Below are 14,514 nucleotides of genomic sequence, written 5' to 3'. Positions count from 1 at the left end.
TGCGTTTACCGCATGACCCCGAAATCGGAATTGATTTCGCTGGGGATCATGCGCAAACAAAATTCAGGCGGCGCCTTTGACGCTCACGCCCTTTTCGACGAGGAACGTCTGAAGTTCGCCTGCCTGGAACATCTCGCGGATGATGTCGCAGCCGCCAACGAATTCACCCTTGACGTAGAGCTGAGGGATCGTCGGCCAGTTGGAATATTCCTTGATACCTTGCCGCAGCTCGGCCGAGGTCAGCACGTCGACGCCCTTGTAGTCGGCCCCGATGTAGTCGAGGATCTGCACGACCTGACCGGAAAACCCGCATTGCGGGAAACCGGGCGTGCCCTTCATGAAAAGGACGACGTCGTTGCCCTTAACTTCGCTGTCGATGTAGTCGTTGATACCGCTCATAGAGAATCCTTTCATGCCCGCGGGAGTCGGGCTCGAAACATACCCTTTCAAATAAACCCATAGGTTGCCTGAAACAAGACGTTTGCCGCATCGTCACGCAAATGGCGCAAAAGATGGCTTGATATTGGGCCAAGAGCATCGGCCAGCTGTTTTCCCAAGGAAGCGATAACAGGGCGAGATGGCGCGGCAATCCTGATTGGTATTGTGCTCGTTACGTTGGCCTTGATCTGGTGGCTCAGGCAATCGCGATCTGGTGCTCGCAAGTCAGTCTCGGCAGCTTTGCGCGCCTGTTCGGTGATGCGCTGCATTGCCCCAACGCGCTTTTCTTCGACGGAGTGGTCTCGGCGCTGTCGAATGGCGAGAGGATGATGGCCGGCGGAAACTATCCGGCAGGGCCGATCATCGCCGTCTCGGCGAAAAGGTGACGAAGGGATCGGATGTGCAAGCTCAGTCCGGCACACTGGTCTGCAGGGCGAGCGCGTGCAGCACGCCGCCCATATTGCCCTTCAGCGCGTCATAGACCATCTGATGCTGCTGGACGCGGCTTTTGCCGCGAAAGCTTTCGGCCACCACCTCGGCCGCATAATGGTCGCCGTCGCCGGCCAGGTCGCGAATCGTCACCTTGGCGTCCGGAATGCCTTCCTTGATCAGCCGTTCGATGTCGTGCGCGTCCATTGCCATGCGAGGATTCCTTGTTCAGGTCGTGATCTCATAGATATGGTCGAAATGGCGGATGAACCACACCCAAACGATCCCACTCGATCATTTCATGGGTCCACGACCTCATTTGCCATGAAGCGAGGAAACCAGGATTCATGGGCAGCGGTCAATTCGCCGATAGGGATCGCCCGTGCCTCGCCGAGTTTCAGGTTACTACCGCCGGTCGAGCCGATCCACGGCGCAAAAATACCGAGCTTGCTCTGCTGTTCGCGAATGGCGTCCCATTCCTTGCTCTGCGGATCGATCGACAGCGTCAAGAGATAGCGGCCCTGATCCTCGCCGAACCAGACCGGGATCGGATCGGTCCCGACCAGGCCGGGGACGGTTGCGCCGATGCCGGACGCCATCGCCATCTCGGCCAGCGCGACAGCAATGCCACCATCGGAAACGTCGTGCGCCGCGGTAACGATGCCGGAGTCGATCAGGGTGCGCACATGGTCGCCGACGCGCTTTTCATGGTCGAGGTCGACCGGCGGTGGCGGGCCGTCGGTGCGGCCATGAATGTCGCGCATGTAGGCTGACTGGGCGAGATGCGTTCCCCCCATGGATGGCGCGCCGACCAGCAGGATCATCTGGCCCTCGGCGGCAAAGCCGATCCGCGCCATCTTGGACCAGTCGGCGATCAGTCCGACGCCGCCGATGGTCGGCGTCGGCAAAATGCCTCGTCCGTTGGTTTCGTTGTAGAGCGAGACATTGCCGGAAACGATCGGGAAGCCGAGCGCGCGGCAGGCGTCGCCAATGCCTTTCACGGCGCCGACCAGCTGGCCCATGATCTCGGGCCGTTCCGGGTTGCCGAAATTGAGATTGTCGGTGGCGGCGAGCGGCAGGGCGCCGGTGGCGGTAAGATTACGCCAGCACTCGGCCACCGCCTGCTTGCCGCCCTCGTAAGGATCGGCCTCGCAATAGCGCGGCGTCACGTCGGAGGAGAAGGCGAGCGCTTTGGTCGGATGACCTTCGACGCGCACCACGCCGGCATCGCCGCCCGGAAGCTGCAGCGAATTGCCCTGGATCAGCGTGTCGTACTGCTCCCATACCCAGCGGCGCGATGACAGGTCGGGTCCGCCGAGCAGTTTCAGCAGCGCCTCGGCGACGTCGGCTTGTGGTGCATCGCTGGCAGCCAGGGGCACCGGCTTCTTCGGTTCGGCCCAGGGACGGTCATATTCCGGCGCCTGGTCGCCAAGGTCCTTGATCGGCAGGTTGGCGACCTCGTCGCCCTGGTGCAGCACGCGAAAGCGCAGATCGTCGGTGGTCTTGCCGACAATGGCGAAGTCGAGGCCCCATTTGTGGAAGATCGCCTCGGCTTCCTTTTCCTTTTCGGGGCGCAGCACCATCAGCATGCGCTCCTGGCTCTCCGACAGCATCATCTCATAGGCGCTCATGCGCTCCTCGCGCACCGGCACCTTGTCGAGGTCGAGCTCGATGCCGAGGTCGCCCTTGGCGCCCATCTCGACCGCCGAGCAGGTGAGACCAGCAGCACCCATGTCCTGGATGGCGATGACGGCACCGGACGCCATCAGTTCGAGGCAGGCTTCGAGCAGGCATTTTTCGGTGAAGGGATCGCCGACCTGAACGGTGGGCCGCTTCTCGTCGATCTTGTCGTCGAACTCGGCCGAGGCCATGGTGGCGCCGCCGACACCGTCGCGGCCGGTCTTGGCGCCGAGATAGACGACCGGCAGGCCGACGCCCTTGGCTTCCGACAGGAAGATGGCATCGGTCTTGGCAAGCCCCGCCGCGAAGGCGTTGACCAGGATGTTGCCATTGTAGCGCGCGTCGAAATTGACCTCACCGCCGACCGTCGGCACGCCGAAGGAATTGCCGTAGCCGCCAACGCCGGCAACCACGCCGGCGACGAGGTGCCTGGTCTTGGGATGATCCGGCGCACCGAAGCGCAGCGCATTCATCGCCGCGATCGGCCGCGCGCCCATGGTGAAGACATCGCGCAGGATGCCGCCAACGCCGGTCGCCGCACCCTGATAGGGCTCGATGTAGGAGGGGTGGTTGTGGCTCTCCATCTTGAAAATGACGCAGTCGCCGTCGCCGATATCGACCACGCCGGCATTCTCGCCCGGCCCCTGGATGACCTGCGGCCCGGTGGTCGGCAGCGTGCGCAGCCACTTTTTCGAGGATTTGTAGGAGCAGTGCTCGTTCCACATCGCCGAAAAGATGCCGAGCTCGGTAAAGCTCGGCTCGCGCCCGACCAGGTCGAGGATGCGCTGATATTCGTCGGGCTTCAGCCCGTGCGCGGCAATGAGTTCCGGAGTGATCGGCACGGAATTGGAAATGGTCATGGGCGGCAATTTATATCCTTGGGATCGAGTCCCCTCTTATCGCAAGCGCGAAGGCCGATACACCCATCAAGCGACGAAAAACGATGGAAAGCCACAGGGGCAGCAACCAGCGAAAGATCGCTACTCGATCCGCAGGTTTCAAGCTGACTCAGGAGAAACTGTCGTAACCGGCACGGCCTTCGTCCAGAAGCCGCCTGATCGCGCCGACGCCGCCCGCGATGTCCTCTCGCCGACTCGGCTGTGAAACGCCGAAACGCACGCCGTGGAAAACCTGCTCGGAACGGCCCGCCTTGAACTCGTCCTCATCATCGATAAGCACGCCATGTTCGAGACAGGCATTCTTGAACGTGCCGGAAAGCCATGGATCAGGCAGGGTGAGCCAGACAAAGGGCACATTGTCCACGGCCTTGAAGTCGAACCCGGCCAGCGTCTCGCGCACGATCGCAATGCGCGCATTGATCTCGACGATGCTGCGCTTGCGCATCTCGCTGGCCTGGCCGGACAGAACCAGCCGGCTACACACTTCGGCCAGCAGGAAGGGGAGGCCGCCCGTCAGCATCTTGTGAGCGACCCGGATCCGGTGGCGATAGGCCGGCGGACAGGCGAGCCAGCCGCCGCGAACACCAGCCGCGACGGATTTCGACAGGCCGCCGGCAACGATGGTCCGTTCGGGGGCATATTCGGCCAAGAGCGGCGTCGGGTCGTCGGTCAGATCGCCATAGAGATCGTCCTCGATCAGGACGACATTGTATTCGCGCGCGACGCGCGCGATGGCCTCGCGCCGCGTTGCCGACAGCGTCACCAGTGTGGGGTTCTTCGCCGTCGGCATCAGGAACAGCATTTTCGGGTGTTTTTGCGCGCAGACGCGCTCGAAATCCTCTGGATCGAGTCCTTCCTCGTCCGACGTCACCAGCGCGGTCCGGCGGCCGATCAGGCCGGCGCTGCGAGAAATCTGCGAATAGGTGAGGTGCTCGAAGACGATATAGTCGCCGGGCGTGGTGAGCGCGGCAATCGCCGCCATAACCGCGGCATGGGTGCCGAGCGTCGGAACGATGCCATCAGGGCTCGGGCGAAACGAATTTCGCGACAGCCAGCTGCAGCCGGCCTCGAACCAGCGGTCGGGAAAATCCCGTGTATAGCTTGAAATTTCATACGGATGGTCCTGCGCCGTGCGCGAGAGCACATCGGCGACAATGTCGCCCTGGCCAATATCCGGCGCAGCCGTGCTGTCGAAGCGCAGCTTGCCGCGAGGCGCATCGATATAGCGCGTGCCTTCCACCTGCGGGTCGGGCGCCAGCAGATCGGTCTTGGTCTCATGCCCGCCCAGGACATAGGTTCCGCGCCCGACTTCGCCGCTCACCAGCCCCCGCTCGCGCAACAATTGGTAGGCTCGGCCGACCGTACCCACGGTCGTGCCGATGTCGTATGCCAGATCGCGCTGCGGCGGCAGTTTTGCCCCCGCGTCGATCACGCCGCGGTCGATGTCCGTTTCAATGGAATCTGCAAGCCGCTGATAGAGGGGCCCGGAGCCGGACGTAAGGTCAGGAAGCCAATTTGTCATGGTGACAATTTTCTATATTGCACCGAATTGAGAGTCAATACATATCGGTTTCGCAATAAAAAGGTACAATCTCGAATTCTGGTAGCAAGAAAATGGCTGCAATCGATACAATCCGTCACACGAGAGCTGAATTGCCCGGAGGCCGGCAAGGCTACATCCGCCGCCTGGTGCGCACGGTCCAGTCACTCGCAAACCGGATCGGCAGCCTGCTGGATCGCAGGCGCAGCCGTCTGGTCTTGCTGGAAATGACCGACGATCAGCTCAAGGACATCGGCATCTCGCGCGCCGATGCCCATCGTGAGGGTCTGAGGCCGTTCTGGGACTGAGAATGCGTCTCGCGTGCCCCCGTCTCGAATAGCGGCGTGGTATATCGGCAGGCCCACCAGGCTGGCGATCTGCAGCAAGCGGGCCGTGACGCTACGCAGCCGCACCGCAGGCCGGATTGCCTGTTTGCCAGCGCGCGATGTCCGAACCGATGCGTTCACCGAGCGGCTCGTTCATCAGCGGACCGTAGACGTCGACGCGGCGTGAATTGCCTTGCGCCTGCACGACCAGCAACGGCTTTCCGCCATAGTGCTTGGCTGGGACCAGCAGGAAGCGCGGTGTGCCGGTGAATGAATTCAGCTCATTGGCCATCTGATAGGGCTTGAAGGCGGGATCCTTGCTGGCGATCCAGCATTTGTGGGCGGCGATCGCCACCTGTTCCATGGCAAGCAGTGCCGCGCTCTTACCCGAAGCCGCCGGCGCGTTCTTCGGCTTCGATTGGCAGGAGGCGAGCACAAGGCCGACGGTGGCGACGAGAGCGAGGCGGGCAATCGTCTGTCTCATGGTCAGGCGGCGCCTATTTCGAGTTCGGAAAAGGGATGAGCGCCGAAGATATCAAGCGGCGATGCCGAGGGCACTTTCGAACAGTGCCCGGCCGTCGCTGCCGCCATGCGCCGCTTCGATCAGGTTCTCGGGATGCGGCATCAGGCCGAGCACATTGCCCTGGCCGTTGATGATGCCGGCAATGTCGTTTATCGAGCCGTTGGGATTGGTGCCTTCCGCATAGCGGAACACGACCTGGCCTTCGCCTTCGAGCCTGCGAAGCGTCTCGGCGTCGGCAAAGTAATTGCCGTCGTGATGCGCCACCGGCGAGCGGATGATCTGGCCCGGCTGATAGCGGCGGGTGAACATCGTGTTCGCGTTGGCGATCTGCAGCTTGACTTGCCGGCAGACGAATTTCAGCGATGTGTTGCGCATCAAGGCGCCCGGCAGCAGCCCGGCCTCGACCAGGATTTGGAAGCCGTTGCAGACGCCGATGACCATGACACCCTTGGCCGCCTTTTCGGCGACCGCCCGCATCACCGGCATGCGCGCGGCAATGGCGCCGCAGCGCAGATAGTCGCCGAAGGAAAAGCCGCCGGGAATGGTGATCAGGTCGACGTCGGGGATTTCGGTGTCGGTCTGCCAGACGGTGACCGGTGGCGTTCCCGAAATCTTGGTCAGCGCCGCGATCATGTCGCGGTCACGGTTGAGGCCTGGCAGGAGGACGACGGCTGATTTCATTTTGGTTCGTAAGGCCTCTGGGCTTCGGCAAGTTCGCGCAGGTCTAAGCGCCGTTCAATATGTTCCAGGCACTCGTCCTCGCGAGCCAGCACGCAGTAGATGTTCTTCACGTCACCCTCGGTGGCAATGAGGTGGCCGCGGATGGAGCCGAGTTCGGACCTTACCTCCCCGAGCGTCAAATCCATCCTGTCCAGCCGCGACTGAATGGACCTGAGGACTTCAAATATCAAGCTTCCATCAAGCTCGGCCATCTGCCCTCCGGCACAACCTCAGGTAATGGCCACACTATAGTTCTCAATCACCGTATTCGCCAGAAGCTTGTCGCACATGGCTTTGAGATCGGTCTCGGCCTTGGCCTTGTCGCTCTCCGCAAGTTCGACGTCGAAAACCTTGCCCTGCCGCACCTGGCCGACGCCGTCAAAGCCCATCCCGGACAGCGCATGTTCGATCGCCTTGCCTTGCGGGTCGAGCACGCCGTTCTTGAGGGTTACGGTAATGCGGGCCTTGATCACGCTGGACATGCTCCTGTTCGAAGTGTTGAGCGGCAAAAATCTCAGTGCGGCTTGCCTTTGACGCCATCGGTCGAGGCGACGAGCACCGGCCCGGCGGGGCGCGGCGGCTCGTTCTCGTTCATGATGCCGAGGCGGCGGGCGACTTCCTGATAGGCTTCGACCAGACCGCCCATGTCGCGGCGGAAACGATCTTTGTCGAGCTTGTCCTGCGTCGCCACGTCCCAGAGACGGCAGGAGTCCGGCGAGATCTCGTCGGCAACGACGATGCGCATCATGTCGCCTTCGAACAGCCGGCCGCATTCGATCTTGAAGTCGACGAGCTGGATGCCGACGCCCATGAACAGGCCGGAAAGGAAGTCGTTGACGCGGATGGCCAGCGCCATGACGTCGTCGATTTCCTGCGGGCTCGCCCAGCCGAAAGCGGTGATGTGCTCTTCAGACACCATCGGGTCGTCGAGCGCGTCGGCCTTGTAATAGAATTCGATGATCGAGCGCGGCAGCACGGTGCCTTCCTCGATGCCGAGACGCTTGGCCAGCGAACCGGCAGCGACATTGCGCACGACCACCTCGAGCGGGATGATCTCGACTTCCTTGATCAGCTGCTCGCGCATGTTGAGCCGGCGGATGAAGTGGGTCGGAATGCCCATCCGGTTGAGATGGTTGAAGATGTGCTCGGAAATGCGGTTGTTGAGCACGCCCTTGCCATCGACGATTTCGTGCTTCTTCTTGTTGAAAGCGGTCGCATCGTCCTTGAAGAACTGGATCAGTGTTCCCGGCTCAGGTCCCTCATAGAGGATCTTGGCCTTGCCTTCATAAATGCGGCGGCGATTTTTCATCTGATCTTTTCTCTGGATTTCCGGGCAGGCGGCAAGCGACCAGTTCCTGTCCGTCTGCCTAAATTAGTGCGGCAACGGTAGGGGTTCAATGCCGGTGTCTATCCCAATCGCACTGTTTGCTCAATCGGCAAATCCTTTCAATCACCGCTTTCCGGAATGAAATGCCGCAGCGCAGCAAGTGACGTACCATATTGACCGGCCCGCAGCCTTTTGGTTTGTGCTGCGGCAATACACATATTTCAACTGCCAACGAATCGGATTGACCGGAGGGATGCCATGAGCAGCATGAAAGATCGCGAGGAGGGCTTCGAGCGCAAATTCGTAATCGACGAGGAACTCCGGTTCAAGGCCTCGGCCCGCCGCAACAAGGCGCTCGGCCTGTGGGCCGCCGAAAAGCTCGGCAAGGCCGGGGCCGACGCCGAAGCCTATGCTAGCCAGGTAGTCCTCGCCGACATCGAGGAAGCCGGCGATCACGACGTTTTCCGCAAGATCCGCAAGGATTTCGACGAAGCCGGGGTCGTCCAGTCGGACCATCAGATTCGCCGCACCATGGACGATCTGATGGCGCAGGCAATCGAGCAGATCAAGAACACCTGATCCTTGCTCTGAGCCAATTGACTCACTGGACCAATCGACCGCCTGGTCTCTCCAGGCGGTTTTTCTTTGCCTTTGCGGCCGTTTCCGGCTGAACTGCATTAGAGCGACATGCATCCATTCGGACGCACAAAGTACGCTCTAAAACTTTGAGTCCTCGCATCGGGCTTTCCGATTTTTTTGGGCCGATGCGAGCGAATAAGGAAGGCGCCCATGCCCCTGAAGTCACGCCTTGCGGCCGATGAAACGTTGTGCACCGCATGGTCCGGCGTGCCTGATGCCCTGACGGTCGAGATTCTTGCCAGACAGGGTTTCGATGCCGTCACGCTCGACATGCAGCATGGCGGACACCACGAGGACAGCGTGCTGCGCGGTCTTGGGCCGGTGCTGGCCGCCAACAAACCGGCGCTGGTGCGCATTCCGGTCGGCCGCTTCGACATGGCCAGCCGCGCGCTCGATTTCGGCGCCGAGGCGGTGATTGCGCCGATGGTGAATTCGGTGGCGGACGCCAGGCTGTTTGCCGCCGCCATGAAGTACCCGCCGCTCGGCGAGCGTTCCTGGGGCCCGACTTATGGCTTTCCGCGTCATGGCAAGGGCGACTATGCCGACTGGCTGCGCGACAGCAACGAGCGCACCATGGCCTTCGCCATGATCGAAACCCGCGCCGCCCTCGATGCGCTCGACGGCATCCTCGACACGCCGGGTATCGACGGCATCTTCCTTGGCCCATCAGATTTCTCGATCGCCTGGTCGAACGGCGCCGCCGTCAACTCGACGCTCGAAAGCATGATGGAAACCGTAGCCTCGATCGCCGAGCGGACACGCAAGGCAGGCAAGCATGCCGCAATCTACGTCATCGAGCCGGCCATCGCCGGCCGTGTCGTGTCGATGGGCTATCGGCTGCTGGCGATGGGCTCCGAGCATGCGCTGATCGGTCTGGGGGCAAAGACCCTGCTGAAGAGCGTGAGGGACTCGATCGGCCCCTAAAGGTCGGTCAGAAATTTCGCAAAAGTCATCGATCCTTCGGGCCATGGGCCGAAGCCGGAATCCGCATTGAGATGGCCAGCATCGCCGGCATCGATGAACAGCGAGCCCCAGGCGCCGGCAATGTCCTCGGCCACATCGAACATGCAGAACGGATCGTTGCGGCTGGCGATCACCACCGAGGGAAATGCCAGCGGCTCGCGCGGGTAGGGACCGAAGGTCATCAGGTGCCTGGGTTTTATCTTGGGATTGGCGACGTCGGGCGGCGCCACGAAGAAGGCTCCGGCGACCAGACGCCGGAACTGCGGCATTGCCTGGACAACGGCGGCGACGCCGAGCGAATGCGCGACGATAACGACCGGTCGTTCTGCCTCGTTGACCGCCTTCGCCACGCTCGCCGTCCAGTCTTCGCGCACCGGCTTCGACCATTCCGCCTGCTGGACACGGCGCGCCGTCGACAATTTCGATTGCCAGCGGCTCTGCCAATGGTCGGGCCCGGAATTGGTGTAGCCCGGCACGATGAGAATGTCTGCATCCCTGACTTTCATGGCGCGCATGTAGCGAGGGACACGGTTTCGTGCAACCGTGCATGATCCCAAAAAGTGTGAAGCGGTTTTTGGACAAGATCATGCGCAAAACAGGGTCTAATCGGTGCGATTGCTCACAAATAGTGAACACCATGTTCGCTTTTTGCCGTCTTGTGTGAACGATCGCGATCGACGATCTGTCATCGGGAAGAAACAGCCGTGTAAATGAGAACCCGGATTTGGACCTGACACGACGTACAATGGTAGGTGGCGCCGGGCTCCTGGCTTTTGGGATCTCGTCGAAGGCCGCCCAAACGGAGACTTTGATGAGCGAACTGCCTTTTGCCGCCACGACCCCGGTCAGCGTTGCCCGCGTCGGGTTGCGCGCGCGGAATGCCGAAAGCCTGGCCGCTTACTATCGCAACGTCGTCGGTCTGCGGGAACTGAGCCGCGCCGGCGGCACGATCACGCTGGGCGCCGCCAATCGTCCCTTGCTCGACATCGAGGCGGATGCAGCGGCGAAGCCCGACGATCCGCGCAGAGCCGGCCTCTTCCACACAGCCTTCCTGCTGCCCAGCCGGACCGATCTCGGGCGCTGGATCAACCATGCCATCGCCAACAAGATCGGCATTGAAGGCGCATCGGACCATCTGGTCAGCGAGGCACTTTACCTGACCGATCCTGAAGGCAACGGCATAGAGATCTATGCCGACCGCCGCCATGAGGACTGGAAGTGGAATGGCGACAAGATAGCGATGGCGACCGAACGGCTGAATATTTCGTCGGTCGTCGCCGACGTGCCGGCCGGCGATGCCGGCTGGCATGGCATGCCGGACAACAGCATTATCGGCCACGTCCATCTGCGCGTCGGTCGCCCGGAAGACGCCGAGGCCTGGTGGCACCAGGAGTTCGGCTTCGACACGGTGGCGAAATATGGTAGCGCGGCGGTATTCCTGTCGTCAGGCGGCTACCACCACCACATCGGCGCCAATTCGTGGCAGAGCGCCGGCGCCGGCCGTCGCGATTCTTCCCGGTCCGGCCTGGCCTGGGTCGAAATGCGTTCCGATAATGTGACTGAGGCAACCACCCGCGAGGATCCATGGGGAACGGTGATCAGGACCGCTCCCGGCAAGGCTTGAGCGTTCTGGAAGCCTGTTAGAGCCGGGCCTTTTCCAACAAGCGGCCGAGCATGAGCAGGCCCGCCGGCCAAAGGCCGAGGCGGGTTTCGTTGCCCATATGGCCGAGATCGCCGGCGTCGGCGAGGTCCGCGCCCCAGGCGGCGGCGAAGGCGGTCGCCTGGTCGAAGGTGACGCGCGGATCGGTACGGCTGGCCACCACCAGGGTCGGAAACGGCAAGCGTTTCAGCGGCATCGGCGCAAAAGGGCGAACCAGGTCGAAGGAAGGATCAGGGTCGTCGACATTGGTTGCGGCAACCAGCAACGCGCCCGCAACCTTGTTGAGTTGGCTTTCGCTGGCGCTGGCCGCCCACTTCACCGCCGTCGCCACCGCCAGTGAGTGCGCAAGCAGCACCACGCGCCGAGGTGCCGCGGCAATCGCTGCGTCCACCCGGCCAATCCAGTCCTCGGGGGTCGGCCTGTCCCATTCGGCCTGCAGCACGCGGCTCGAATTGGGGAACGCCCGGCACCAATGCGACATCCAATGATCCGGCCCGGAATTGCCGCGTCCTGGCAGGGCGAGAAAATCGAATTCTCCAGCCGCGGAAATCATCACGCTTCCCCGAACACACGCTTGAAGATCGTGTCGACATGCTTGGTATGATAGCCGAGGTCGAATTTTTCACGAATCTCGGCTTCGGGCAAGGCTGCGGTGACCTCTTTGTCAGCCAAAAGTTCCTCAAGGAAATCAGCGCCTTGCTCCCACACTTTCATGGCGTTTCTCTGCACCAGCCGGTAGGCGTCCTCACGGCTGACACCGGCCTGGGTCAGCGCCAGTAGCACACGCTGCGAATGCACAAGGCCGCGGAACTTGTTCATGTTCTTCAGCATGTTGTCGGGATAGACGAGCAATCTGTCGATGACACTGGTCAGCCGCGACAGTGCGAAATCGAGCGTCACGGTCGCATCCGGGCTGATCATGCGCTCGACCGACGAATGCGAGATATCGCGCTCGTGCCAGAGCGCCACGTTCTCCATCGCCGGTAGCGCGAAGGAACGCACCATGCGCGCAAGCCCGGTGAGGTTTTCGGTAAGCACCGGGTTACGCTTGTGCGGCATCGCCGACGAGCCTTTCTGTCCGGGCGAAAAATACTCTTCCGCCTCCAGCACCTCGGTGCGCTGCAGATGGCGGATCTCGATCGCCAGCCGTTCGATCGACGATGCGATGACACCGAGTGTCGCGAAGAACATCGCGTGGCGGTCGCGCGGGATCACCTGCGTCGACACCGGCTCCGGCTTCAATCCGAGTTTCTTCGCCACATGCTCTTCGACATAGGGATCGATGTTGGCGAAGGTGCCGACAGCACCTGATATGGCGCACGTCGCAATATCCTCACGCGCGTGCACCAGTCGCTCGCGGCAGCGCGAGAATTCGGCATAGGCCTGCGCCAGCTTGACGCCGAAGGTGGTCGGCTCGGCATGGATGCCGTGGCTGCGGCCGATGGTGATTGTGTCCTTGTGTTCGAAAGCGCGGCGCTTGAGCGCCGCAAGCAGGCCGTCGATGTCGGCCAGAAGGATGTCGCTGGCGCGGGTGAGCTGCACGGCAAAGCAGGTGTCGAGAACGTCCGAGGATGTCATGCCCTGATGGATGAAGCGGGCATCCGGCCCGACGAATTCGCTGAGATGGGTGAGGAAGGCGATGACGTCGTGCTTGGTCACGCGCTCGATCTCGTCGATGGCCTCGACGTCGAATTTCGCGGCCCCGCCCTTTTCCCAGATGGTCTTGGCGGCCTCCTTCGGGATCACGCCGAGCTCGGCCAGGGCGTCGCAAGCGTAGGCCTCGATCTCGAACCAGATGCGGAACCGGGTTTCGGGCGACCAGATGGCCACCATTTCCGGCCGGGAGTAGCGAGGGATCATCCGTCAGTCCTGACTTGCGAGGGCATTCGCCCGCGTCCTAACAGAGCCGGACAAAATGCTCAACGCTGCTGCCGCGCAAACCAGATGCTGGCGAGAGCGAGCGCGATGAAACCGAGCGGAAAATAAAGCCGGATGCCTAGAACGATGAATTGATAGAACGCCGTCGCCATTGTGTGCACGAACTGGATGGCCCAGGCGATGGTCAGTGCGGGTTTCATGCCACTGGGCATAGTAGGAACGGTATTGCAGCGCAAAGAGCCCACCGGTAAGGCCGATCGTAGTGGCAAGAAGGCAGACAAACGCGGCCGCCAAGGCAACTTGCCAATGCCGTCCGAGCGAGACGAGCCGCGCCAGGAACAGGCCAACCGGAAAAGCGAGCGCACCGCCGGCCGCATAGAGCAACGAGACAAAGCGGATCTTTGCCGGAGTCTCCCAGTCGTCCAACAGCAGATTGGCAAGCGCGCTGGCGCCCATCGCTGCGGCCCACAGCAGGGTGCCGCAAACCGCGGCGCGCGGCGATGGCAAGGCCTTGCCGATACGATCGAGTCGGTTGTGTATGGCGGCGAGCGGCGTCACAGCCGGCCGGTTACCGCGATCCAGCGATAGTCCGGCCCTTCGAATCCGTACTGGCGTACCGCGATCAGCACGGCATAGGCGCTGAGGCCCTGCATGGAAAATGTCTGCACCGCGCCGATCCGATAGCCGTTCGGGCAGCCTCTGCTCTTAGGGATCGACTTGTCTTCGTGCAGGAGCTCAGTCTTGCCGCCGTCTTTCGCCTCGATGCGCAGCAAACGAAAGCCGTTGATCTCGCCGAGGCTCTGGCAGGCTTCCGTGTCGTTCATACCGATCTCGTCGAGCCGGAACTCGAGCGGATCATCGACCGGCGAAAAGATCGGCCGCGGGTTGACCACCATGCGGAACGGATCGGCCGAAAGCTCGGTCACCGGGTTGAAGCCGGCGGTGATGCCGCGATTCGCGGTCAATTCCGCCTGCTTGATGATAGCTTCGCCTTTCTGCCGAGCTGCAAGGCGCGCCGCGTCGAGGGTTGCGTTCTCGTTGTCAAGCCGCACCCTGATCGGCGTGCCCTTGAGAAAACTGTCGTCGGCCGTGTCGATATAATAGCGATTGGCATAGGGGAATCCCGACCCGTCCTGGACACCATATTCCTCGAAGGCGAAGATGCCGCCATCCCCAGCGAAGCCGAGGATTTCAAGCTCGGCGACGTCGCCGGCATGCGCGGCGAGCGAGATTGCAAACTGGGCAAGGAGGGAAACGGCAAACAGGGCAAGAATTCGCATCGGATTTCCGTTTGAGCAGCCAGCGTTGTTTCGATCACTATCACGACATCGTCAAAACGTCGTGCCCTCTGAGACGCGAACCCGATGCATCCAATCGCGCTGTCATTTGTTTATGGTGGCAGCTTCACCGCATCGGCCCGAAAATCGGAATCGATTTTCGGAAAGTACGATGCGCTGATTTAAAGTGTTTAGAGCGTCCTTTGCGCGTCCAA

18 protein-coding genes and 1 pseudogene are annotated in these 14,514 nt (G+C 61.8%); 5 read left to right on the top strand and 14 right to left on the bottom strand.

What is annotated here, in order from left to right:
- Positions 1 to 63 precede the first annotated feature (63 nt).
- Positions 64 to 399: a Grx4 family monothiol glutaredoxin gene (gene grxD, locus AC0NIE_RS23775; RefSeq protein WP_029353656.1), complete on the bottom strand. Its 336-nt coding sequence runs from the start codon at positions 397 to 399 to the stop codon at positions 64 to 66.
- A 230-nt stretch (positions 400 to 629) separates the two neighbouring features.
- On the opposite strand from grxD, the gene AC0NIE_RS23770 reads away from it, so the two are divergent.
- A complete protein-coding gene (locus tag AC0NIE_RS23770; protein ID WP_473487914.1) occupies positions 630 to 824 on the top strand; it encodes a hypothetical protein in 195 nt (64 codons plus the stop codon).
- Between the two features lie 22 nt (positions 825 to 846).
- On the opposite strand, the gene AC0NIE_RS23765 is transcribed toward AC0NIE_RS23770, so the two are convergent.
- The 3 genes from AC0NIE_RS23765 to AC0NIE_RS23755 all read right to left on the bottom strand — a co-directional run bounded on the left by AC0NIE_RS23765 (position 847) and on the right by AC0NIE_RS23755 (position 4,968).
- A complete protein-coding gene (locus AC0NIE_RS23765; protein WP_023674714.1) occupies positions 847 to 1,080 on the bottom strand; it encodes a BolA/IbaG family iron-sulfur metabolism protein in 234 nt (77 codons plus the stop codon).
- An 86-nt stretch (positions 1,081 to 1,166) separates the two neighbouring features.
- Positions 1,167 to 3,407 carry a phosphoribosylformylglycinamidine synthase subunit PurL gene (gene purL, locus AC0NIE_RS23760; protein WP_473487915.1) on the bottom strand — a complete coding sequence of 747 codons (2,241 nt, stop codon included), beginning with the start codon at positions 3,405 to 3,407 and terminating at the stop codon, positions 1,167 to 1,169.
- Between the two features lie 148 nt (positions 3,408 to 3,555).
- Entirely contained in the window at positions 3,556 to 4,968 is a 1,413-nt protein-coding gene (locus AC0NIE_RS23755; protein WP_473487916.1) for an aminotransferase-like domain-containing protein, read from the bottom strand.
- Between the two features lie 92 nt (positions 4,969 to 5,060).
- Here AC0NIE_RS23755 and AC0NIE_RS23750 point away from each other — a divergent pair, with 92 nt between their 5' ends.
- Positions 5,061 to 5,294 carry a DUF1127 domain-containing protein gene (locus AC0NIE_RS23750; RefSeq protein ID WP_473487917.1) on the top strand — a complete coding sequence of 78 codons (234 nt, stop codon included), beginning with the start codon at positions 5,061 to 5,063 and terminating at the stop codon, positions 5,292 to 5,294.
- 91 nt (positions 5,295 to 5,385) lie between these two features.
- Here the strand turns inward: AC0NIE_RS23750 and AC0NIE_RS23745 are convergent, their stop codons facing one another.
- From AC0NIE_RS23745 to purC, 5 genes are read right to left on the bottom strand one after another with little or no spacing between them, the layout of a single operon-like run.
- A complete protein-coding gene (locus tag AC0NIE_RS23745; protein WP_473487918.1) occupies positions 5,386 to 5,796 on the bottom strand; it encodes a hypothetical protein in 411 nt (136 codons plus the stop codon).
- Positions 5,797 to 5,847: 51 nt separating this feature from the next.
- Complete coding sequence (purQ, locus tag AC0NIE_RS23740) at positions 5,848 to 6,516, bottom strand: phosphoribosylformylglycinamidine synthase subunit PurQ (protein ID WP_352934825.1); 669 nt, start codon at positions 6,514 to 6,516, stop codon at positions 5,848 to 5,850.
- Positions 6,513 to 6,767 (bottom strand): hypothetical protein, encoded by a 255-nt coding sequence (locus AC0NIE_RS23735; RefSeq protein ID WP_473487919.1) that lies wholly within the window; start codon positions 6,765 to 6,767, stop codon positions 6,513 to 6,515. The genes purQ and AC0NIE_RS23735 overlap by 4 nt, the downstream gene beginning before the upstream one ends.
- Before the next feature lie 18 nt (positions 6,768 to 6,785).
- On the bottom strand, positions 6,786 to 7,028 hold the full coding sequence (gene purS, locus AC0NIE_RS23730; RefSeq protein WP_473487968.1) for a phosphoribosylformylglycinamidine synthase subunit PurS: 243 nt from the start codon (positions 7,026 to 7,028) through the stop codon (positions 6,786 to 6,788).
- Between the two features lie 41 nt (positions 7,029 to 7,069).
- A complete protein-coding gene (purC, locus tag AC0NIE_RS23725) occupies positions 7,070 to 7,864 on the bottom strand; it encodes a phosphoribosylaminoimidazolesuccinocarboxamide synthase (RefSeq protein WP_023674725.1) in 795 nt (264 codons plus the stop codon).
- 276 nt (positions 7,865 to 8,140) lie between these two features.
- Between purC and AC0NIE_RS23720 the strand changes: the two genes are divergently transcribed.
- Together AC0NIE_RS23720 and AC0NIE_RS23715 are read left to right on the top strand one after the other, a co-directional pair.
- Positions 8,141 to 8,461 (top strand): DUF1476 domain-containing protein, encoded by a 321-nt coding sequence (locus tag AC0NIE_RS23720; RefSeq protein WP_473487920.1) that lies wholly within the window; start codon positions 8,141 to 8,143, stop codon positions 8,459 to 8,461.
- 210 nt (positions 8,462 to 8,671) lie between these two features.
- On the top strand, positions 8,672 to 9,445 hold the full coding sequence (locus AC0NIE_RS23715) for an HpcH/HpaI aldolase family protein (protein WP_473487921.1): 774 nt from the start codon (positions 8,672 to 8,674) through the stop codon (positions 9,443 to 9,445).
- Here AC0NIE_RS23715 and AC0NIE_RS23710 read toward each other — a convergent pair.
- On the bottom strand, positions 9,442 to 9,990 hold the full coding sequence (locus tag AC0NIE_RS23710; RefSeq protein WP_473487922.1) for an RBBP9/YdeN family alpha/beta hydrolase: 549 nt from the start codon (positions 9,988 to 9,990) through the stop codon (positions 9,442 to 9,444). The two genes, AC0NIE_RS23715 and AC0NIE_RS23710, sit on opposite strands and share 4 nt — an antisense overlap.
- A gap of 305 nt (positions 9,991 to 10,295) precedes the next feature.
- Here AC0NIE_RS23710 and AC0NIE_RS23705 point away from each other — a divergent pair, with 305 nt between their 5' ends.
- On the top strand, positions 10,296 to 11,108 hold the full coding sequence (locus AC0NIE_RS23705; protein WP_473487923.1) for a VOC family protein: 813 nt from the start codon (positions 10,296 to 10,298) through the stop codon (positions 11,106 to 11,108).
- Positions 11,109 to 11,124: 16 nt separating this feature from the next.
- Here the strand turns inward: AC0NIE_RS23705 and AC0NIE_RS23700 are convergent, their stop codons facing one another.
- From AC0NIE_RS23700 to AC0NIE_RS23685, 4 genes and pseudogenes are all read right to left on the bottom strand, one after another.
- Positions 11,125 to 11,697 carry an RBBP9/YdeN family alpha/beta hydrolase gene (locus AC0NIE_RS23700; RefSeq protein WP_473487924.1) on the bottom strand — a complete coding sequence of 191 codons (573 nt, stop codon included), beginning with the start codon at positions 11,695 to 11,697 and terminating at the stop codon, positions 11,125 to 11,127.
- Positions 11,697 to 13,004, bottom strand: coding sequence for an adenylosuccinate lyase (gene purB / locus AC0NIE_RS23695; RefSeq protein WP_473487925.1), 1,308 nt, complete (start codon positions 13,002 to 13,004; stop codon positions 11,697 to 11,699). The genes AC0NIE_RS23700 and purB overlap by 1 nt, the downstream gene beginning before the upstream one ends.
- A gap of 59 nt (positions 13,005 to 13,063) precedes the next feature.
- Positions 13,064 to 13,580: pseudogene (locus tag AC0NIE_RS23690) on the bottom strand (hypothetical protein).
- Positions 13,577 to 14,302, bottom strand: a complete 726-nt coding sequence (locus AC0NIE_RS23685; RefSeq protein WP_473487926.1) for a DUF2259 domain-containing protein — start codon at positions 14,300 to 14,302, stop codon at positions 13,577 to 13,579. Before AC0NIE_RS23685 ends, AC0NIE_RS23690 begins: the two are co-directional and overlap by 4 nt.
- Positions 14,303 to 14,514 lie beyond the last annotated feature (212 nt).

It is taken from the genome of Mesorhizobium sp. WSM4842 (assembly GCF_055901575.1).
This window is presented reverse-complemented; position numbering and strand designations above follow the sequence as displayed.

What these genes read in the sequence shown, in the direction of transcription:
- grxD (WP_029353656.1), bottom strand. Translation starts at nt 399, where the DNA reads ATGAGCGGTATCAACGACTACATCGACAGCGAAGTTAAGGGCAACGAC.
- AC0NIE_RS23765 (WP_023674714.1), bottom strand. Translation starts at nt 1,080, where the DNA reads ATGGCAATGGACGCGCACGACATCGAACGGCTGATCAAGGAAGGCATT.
- purL (WP_473487915.1), bottom strand. Translation starts at nt 3,407, where the DNA reads ATGACCATTTCCAATTCCGTGCCGATCACTCCGGAACTCATTGCCGCG.
- AC0NIE_RS23755 (WP_473487916.1), bottom strand. Translation starts at nt 4,968, where the DNA reads ATGACAAATTGGCTTCCTGACCTTACGTCCGGCTCCGGGCCCCTCTAT.
- AC0NIE_RS23750 (WP_473487917.1), top strand. Translation starts at nt 5,061, where the DNA reads ATGGCTGCAATCGATACAATCCGTCACACGAGAGCTGAATTGCCCGGA.
- AC0NIE_RS23745 (WP_473487918.1), bottom strand. Translation starts at nt 5,796, where the DNA reads ATGAGACAGACGATTGCCCGCCTCGCTCTCGTCGCCACCGTCGGCCTT.
- purQ (WP_352934825.1), bottom strand. Translation starts at nt 6,516, where the DNA reads ATGAAATCAGCCGTCGTCCTCCTGCCAGGCCTCAACCGTGACCGCGAC.
- AC0NIE_RS23735 (WP_473487919.1), bottom strand. Translation starts at nt 6,767, where the DNA reads ATGGCCGAGCTTGATGGAAGCTTGATATTTGAAGTCCTCAGGTCCATT.
- purC (WP_023674725.1), bottom strand. Translation starts at nt 7,864, where the DNA reads ATGAAAAATCGCCGCCGCATTTATGAAGGCAAGGCCAAGATCCTCTAT.
- AC0NIE_RS23720 (WP_473487920.1), top strand. Translation starts at nt 8,141, where the DNA reads ATGAGCAGCATGAAAGATCGCGAGGAGGGCTTCGAGCGCAAATTCGTA.
- AC0NIE_RS23715 (WP_473487921.1), top strand. Translation starts at nt 8,672, where the DNA reads ATGCCCCTGAAGTCACGCCTTGCGGCCGATGAAACGTTGTGCACCGCA.
- AC0NIE_RS23710 (WP_473487922.1), bottom strand. Translation starts at nt 9,990, where the DNA reads ATGAAAGTCAGGGATGCAGACATTCTCATCGTGCCGGGCTACACCAAT.
- AC0NIE_RS23705 (WP_473487923.1), top strand. Translation starts at nt 10,296, where the DNA reads ATGAGCGAACTGCCTTTTGCCGCCACGACCCCGGTCAGCGTTGCCCGC.
- AC0NIE_RS23700 (WP_473487924.1), bottom strand. Translation starts at nt 11,697, where the DNA reads ATGATTTCCGCGGCTGGAGAATTCGATTTTCTCGCCCTGCCAGGACGC.
- purB (WP_473487925.1), bottom strand. Translation starts at nt 13,004, where the DNA reads ATGATCCCTCGCTACTCCCGGCCGGAAATGGTGGCCATCTGGTCGCCC.
- AC0NIE_RS23685 (WP_473487926.1), bottom strand. Translation starts at nt 14,302, where the DNA reads ATGCGAATTCTTGCCCTGTTTGCCGTTTCCCTCCTTGCCCAGTTTGCA.